The organism is Streptomyces spiralis (genome assembly GCF_014654675.1).
Taxonomy (GTDB): Bacteria; Actinomycetota; Actinomycetes; order Streptomycetales; family Streptomycetaceae; genus Streptomyces; species Streptomyces spiralis.
This window is the reverse complement of the sequence record NZ_BNBC01000117.1, coordinates 1-3,310: the sequence shown is the minus strand read 5'-3', so window position 1 is coordinate 3,310 and position 3,310 is coordinate 1. Positions and strand designations below refer to the sequence as shown.

At 67.6% G+C, this 3,310-nt stretch carries 4 protein-coding genes; 1 reads left to right on the top strand and 3 read right to left on the bottom strand.

The window, feature by feature from the left end:
- On the top strand, window positions 1-475 hold a 475-nt coding region (locus IE318_RS44160; protein ID WP_373311452.1), incomplete at its 5' end, for an alpha/beta fold hydrolase.
- 217 nt (window positions 476-692) lie between these two features.
- Here IE318_RS44160 and IE318_RS44155 read toward each other — a convergent pair.
- The 3 genes from IE318_RS44155 to IE318_RS44145 all read right to left on the bottom strand — a co-directional run.
- The gene (locus tag IE318_RS44155; RefSeq protein ID WP_189908461.1) at window positions 693-1,877 is read right to left on the bottom strand and encodes a GDSL-type esterase/lipase family protein; all 1,185 of its coding nucleotides are present in this window, start codon (window positions 1,875-1,877) and stop codon (window positions 693-695) included.
- Between the two features lie 53 nt (window positions 1,878-1,930).
- A complete protein-coding gene (locus IE318_RS44150) occupies window positions 1,931-2,503 on the bottom strand; it encodes a TetR/AcrR family transcriptional regulator (protein WP_189908460.1) in 573 nt (190 codons plus the stop codon).
- 294 nt (window positions 2,504-2,797) lie between these two features.
- Window positions 2,798-3,310: zinc-binding dehydrogenase (locus tag IE318_RS44145; RefSeq protein ID WP_189908459.1), on the bottom strand; the 513-nt coding region annotated here is incomplete at its 5' end.

The following is a 3,310-nucleotide window of genomic DNA, read 5'->3' as shown; positions in this document are numbered from 1 at the left end:
GGTCGCCGTCGAAGTCGGCCGGCTCCTGCCCGACACCGTGACACACGTGATCGCGCTCGACGCCCTGCACTACCTGGCGCTCTTCCCCGCCCAGGACGAACAACAGACCAAGGCGATCCTGCAGCCGTTCCATGAGGACTTCGGCGCCGCGGTGCGAGGCCTGGTCGAGGGCGGATCGCCGGAGGACACTGATCCGGCGCTGAAGGATGCCTATTTCGAGAAGATGGTGGCCGTCCGGCAGCCCGCGGGCCTGCGATCGATCGAGGGCCTGGTCCACTGGGACATGGACGCCGCACTGCGCGAGGTCAAGCAGCCGATCACGGTGTTCGCGGTGCGCCGGATCCTCACGCAGGAGGCCATCGAGCGTTACGGCGACCGCCTCCGCTTCGTGCCCGTCGACCTGGGAAGCCACCACTTCCCCGTCGAGTCGCCCGAAGGCACCGCCAAGCTGCTGGTCGACGTGCTGTCCGCCTAGGCTTCCGAGTCGGGACTCCTGCCCTCCCCCGTCCCGCCTCCCCCGTTGCCTCCACGTGATCCGCGGGGCAGACCAGGACGGCCCTGGTGTGCTGGGCCCGGCATCGGCCTCGCCGGGGGCCGGTGTCCGGCTCAGGCGGCGGCGTTGTTCAGGGGGATCCAGGGAAGCCCGCCGTGATGACCGGCATGCTCACAACGGTCACGACAGGTGGATGTGGTCAGTCGTCCTCCGTGGCGAACACGCCGCCTTCGCCGAAGACGCGGTCGGCGAAACGCTCACCGATGCGCTGGTGGGTGGCAGGCGCCGGGTGAAGACCGTCGGACAGCGGCAGTTCCGCGCAGTCGGACTCGCTGTAGAGGTCGAGGCCGTCGAGGTAGTGCAGGTTCGGGTCGGTCATGGCGCGCTGCTGGACGATACGGGCCAGTTCCTCGCGAATCATGGTGAGGGCCAGCTTCCCGGCAGCCGCTTGCGTCGAGTTGCCGGCGGCCACGAACTGCAGCCGTCCCTGCCTCATCGCGCTGAGGTCCGGTGTCGTGGGCCCCGGGGTGTTCTCGTGGATCGCGCAATACAGGGGTGAGACGACCAGCAAGGGGGTGGTCGGGTGTCCTTCCCGGATGGTGTCGAGGAAGCCGTGGACTGCCGGGCCGAATGCGCGCAGCCGCATCACGTCGGTGTTGACGATGTTGATGCCGATCTTGATGCTGATCAGGTCGGCGGCGGTGTCGCGCATGCTGCGCGCGGTGAACGGGTCGAGTAGAGCGCTGCCGCCGAACCCCAGATTGACCAGTTCCACTCCTCCCAGCCTCGCGGCCACGGCGGGCCAGGTCCCGGTGGGCGCGGCGGCGTTGGATCCCTGGCTGATCGAACTGCCGTGGTGCAGCCAGACCTTGCGGCCGTTGGGCGGTGGAGTCCGGACGGGGGCGTTGGTGCGCAGAGCCACCAGTTGCGTCGTCTCGTCATGCGGCAGCCAGATCTCGACGTCCTTCTCGTCGTCGGACAGCCCGTTGAAGCGCAGGGTCTCCACCGGGCCGAGGCGGGTCCGCGCAGTCCCGGAAGCCATGTCGATGGTGAGGACGTTGCCGTTGACCGCGCTCGCCCGGCCCACGAGTCGCCCATCGACAACAAGCTCGAACATACCGTCGGGGCGCGGGGCTGCTCCGGAGTAGACCCGTTTGGTGGCCACGACATCCAGTTCGACGGCGGTGGCCCGGGTTCGGAAGGCCAGCCGTACGCCGGAAGGCTGCGACTCGGCCATGGACAACTGGCCGTCGGGGATCTGCCACCGGGCTCGCGCAGGCAGCCGGTGGGGCAGGACACCGCGTTCGGTGTGCTCCAGATCCAGGGCACCGCGCACGAGGTCCGGGGTGATGGGAGTAGTGGTCCAGTCGTGCTCGGTGTTCATGTTCTCAATCTTTTCGATCGGAAGGGACGGACGGCAGATCGACCGGGTGCTGCTCAGGAAGTGGCGGGCCAGGTCCGCAGAAGTGAGTCCAGCGCGTTGAGGATCTCGGTCCAGGTCTCTTGCGCATCGGGGGCACTGTGACTGAAGCCCCCGGCCGTCTCCAGGCCGACGAAACCGCTGAAGACGCTGCCCAGTAGTCGCACGGCGTGCGTCTGGTGCGGTTCGGTCAAGTCGTATTGCCGCAGCATCGCCCGCGCCATCTGAGCGTGCCGCACACCGGCGCTGGCGACCGCCGCCTCGGGGCTGAGCCGGAACTGGGTGGCGGTGAAGCGACCCGGGTGCTCGAGGGCGTAATCGCGGTAAGCGTCGGCGAAGGCGATCAGGGCATCTTTGCCGGCTCTGCCGGCCACCGCGGCGGAGACCCGGTCGGCGAGCTCCTCCAGGGAGAGCAGAGCGATCTTGGTCTTCAGATCGTGGGCGTTCTTCACGTGCGAGTACAGACTCGCAGTCCTGACGCCGAACCTCTGGGCGAGCTTCGAGGGTGTCGTCTGCTCGAAGCCGATCTCGTCGGCCATCTCTGCCCCTGCTCTGACCAGGCGCTCCGTCGTGAGTCCTACCCGAGCCACACCGTCCTCCAAGTCGGGCTCCCCAGCATGCCTTAAAGGATTCTAGAGTTACCTAATTATATTAGGCAACTTACGGTGTAAGCTCATGCAGCCGTTGGCTGAGAAAGAGATCCGCAACGCAGAAGGATGCGGGCATGGGCGGACGGCTCCACGGAGTCGCTCACTCTGTTAGGAGAAGGTCCGGCGGACCGTGACGAACCTTGCCGCATGCATCGCCGAGGTACCCGCGTAGCCGAGCCCGACCACCGCACTGACGCCCCTGGCCTGGGCGGATTCGGTGGCATGCGCGCGGGTTCAGCGAGGATCGGTGGGTTCGATCACGACCTTGATGGCTCCTGACGTGCGGTCGGCGGCGACCCGGAATGCTTCCGCGGCCGCGTCGATCGGGAATCGGTGAGTGATGACAGTGGCGGGAATCTCCGGCCTCGTCGCAAGCATGCGTGCAACTTCCGCGACCTCTCGCACCCCGGCGTGGCGGCCGTAAGCGATGGAGTGCACGAAGGTGAGTTCCTTCGTCAGGCTCACGATCCCGGGAATGGGTGCGTTCTCCTGGTAGACGCCGGTGGACACGATGCGCCCGCCTGGACAGGCGACTTCGGCAGCACTGCGGAGGCTGGAATCGCTTCCCGCAGCGTCGATCACGACGTCGTATTCGCCGTCCGGCTCCCCGCAGTTCAGCTCCTCGGCTGCGCGCTGCTGGTGGGGATACCTCGCCGCCACATCGACGTCATGGCCGGCGGCCTGTGCCGCCGCGGCGGCCAACAGCCCGATGGGCCCGCTGCCGAGCACCAGCAGACGCTCACCGGG